This is a genomic window from Ancylomarina sp. (genome assembly GCF_041555295.1).
In the GTDB taxonomy this organism is placed as follows: Bacteria; Bacteroidota; Bacteroidia; order Bacteroidales; family Marinifilaceae; genus Ancylomarina.
In genome coordinates this window covers 1-2254 of sequence record NZ_JBFFKR010000413.1, presented here as the reverse complement: position 1 = coordinate 2254, position 2254 = coordinate 1, and the positions used below count along the sequence as shown (strand labels likewise).

Below are 2254 nucleotides of genomic sequence, written 5' to 3'. Positions count from 1 at the left end.
TTGCTCTAGAGAATGCTGCTTCAATTGCAGGTATGTTCTTAACAACAGAGTGTGTATTGATTGAAGAAAAAGAAGCTGAAGCTCCTGCTATGCCTCCAATGGGTGGTGGTATGCCAGGTATGATGTAAATCTAAATTCATATAAATTTTAAAAGGGCTGTCGATTTCAATATCGACAGCCCTTTTTTTTTTCGCGTATTTCCTGGATAAATTATATTTCATTAAAGTTGAACTATAAAAATAGTTGCACGACTAGTTATTTAGTTGTATGTTTGAATTATGAAAGAATTGACGAAAGCAGAAGAACAAATTATGCAATATTTATGGAAGTTAGAAAAAGCTTTCCTTAAAGATATTGTATCAGAATTTCCTGAACCACGACCAGCTAATACAACTGTTGCTACTGTGATTAGGATTCTGGTTAAAAAGGGATTTATTGGATTTGAAACCTTTGGTAAAACCAATCAGTATTTTCCTATTGTGCCTAAAAAAGTTTACGCCCGTGAGTTTATGTCAGGAATGATAAAAAGTTTCTTTAATAACTCAGCGAAAGGTTTTGCTTCATTTTTTACCAAAGAACAAGACTTGTCTTTAAGTGAGTTGGAAGAAATGAAAGCTTTAATCGAAGAGCAAATTCAAAATAAGAAAGCTAACCCAGATGACTGATTTTATTCTATATTCAATCAAATCAGGTCTGTGCCTTGCCCTATTTTATGGCTTCTATCAGCTTGTATTGGCAAAGGAAACACACGTCAAGAGGAATCGCATTTATTTACTCGCTGCCATTCTGTTTTCTTTAGTTCTGCCCTCAATTAATTTTACGATTGAACATGATAAATTGGCTAAAGTGAATCAGGTTGTCTGGGAATTTGAAAACTCTATCGAAGATCAATTACTTGTTGTAGATTCTGATTCTTCGCAGGAGACTATTTTTGATTCTACTTTTTGGATGACACTTCTATATAGCCTTGGTGTTTTAACGATTTTAGGTCGCTTAATTTTAAATTTAGTTTCAATTTTTAAAATCATTCGAGCCAATGAAATAAAAAAAGAAGGTGATTTGAACTTGATTTATTTGGAACAAGCACTCTCGCCTTATTCTTTCTTTAATTATGTCTTTCTGAATCCGTCAATTCTTTCGAAGACAGAAAATAAGCAGATTCTTTTGCACGAGTCAATTCATTCAAAACAGTTGCATAGTATCGATTTGCTTATAATAGAATTACTCAAGGCCATTTTCTGGTTTAATCCTATTATTTATCTATTAAAAAATGCCTTGGTCGAGGTGCACGAATACTGTGCTGATCAAGCTTGTGTCATCGATGACACAAACAAAATTGGTTACCAACAGTGTTTGTTGCAGCATATTGAAAGTAAAATGAATTTTAACTTGACCAGTGCATTTAAATCTTCATTAACACTAAAACGTATAAAAATGATTAAAAAATCAAATACATCAGTATGGGCTCATTTAAAGCTGATACTTATATTCCCTGTACTCATTGTATCAATGTTGAGTTTTGATTATTCTGAAATAAAAGCAGATGATTCTGAGACGAATGTGTCAACAAGTAAGGCGATTTTTTCGTCTCCGATAAAGCCCGCTGAAAAGGTTTGGATTTCATCTCCTTATGGTTATCGAATGCATCCAATTAAGAAAAAAAAGTTGTACCATGCAGCGGTTGATATTGCGGCTCCCAAAGGAACTCCAATTTATGCCATTGCTGATGGATTAGTCAAGAAGCTTCAGGCAAATCATGTGGAAGGTAAAGCCTATGGACGTTTCATCATTATCCAGCATGAGGGGAATATTGCGAGCCTTTATTCTCAGATGGATGCTTATTCTGTTGAGCTGGGAGAGAAGGTACACAAAGGTGATGTAATTGGTTTTGTTGGGACATCGGGGGTTTCTACAGGTCCACATTTACACTTTGAGATTAAAAAGAATGGAGAGAATATTAATCCAGCTGATTTAATTGATTTTACAAGCCTAAAAAGGAAATAGAGAACGGCAAATAAGAGTAGAATACTTAGAAATAATAGAAAGCAGTTGCTAAATGAAAACTTTTAGTAACTGCTTTTGTATTTTAGTGATTGATATAGAGGGAGGTAAACTTGTATCATGCCTCACTATTTAGATAATCCATTTTATTTACTTATTTTTGCAGTTCCTTAAAACCAATCCGATTAGATAATGATTTCTGAATCAGAATATGATGATATACGTCCTTATTGCGACTCCGAAGTGTCGGAAG

General features: G+C 34.0%; 2 protein-coding genes. Both read left to right on the top strand.

Translation table 11 applies throughout. The features are described from left to right. The first annotated feature begins 278 nt into the window (after positions 1-278). A complete protein-coding gene (locus ABY905_RS16590; RefSeq protein ID WP_125030761.1) occupies positions 279-665 on the top strand; it encodes a BlaI/MecI/CopY family transcriptional regulator in 387 nt (128 codons plus the stop codon). Next, on the top strand, positions 658-2004 hold the full coding sequence (locus ABY905_RS16585) for a M23/M56 family metallopeptidase (RefSeq protein WP_372645891.1): 1347 nt from the start codon (positions 658-660) through the stop codon (positions 2002-2004). Before ABY905_RS16590 ends, ABY905_RS16585 begins: the two co-directional genes overlap by 8 nt. Positions 2005-2254: the final 250 nt, after the last annotated feature.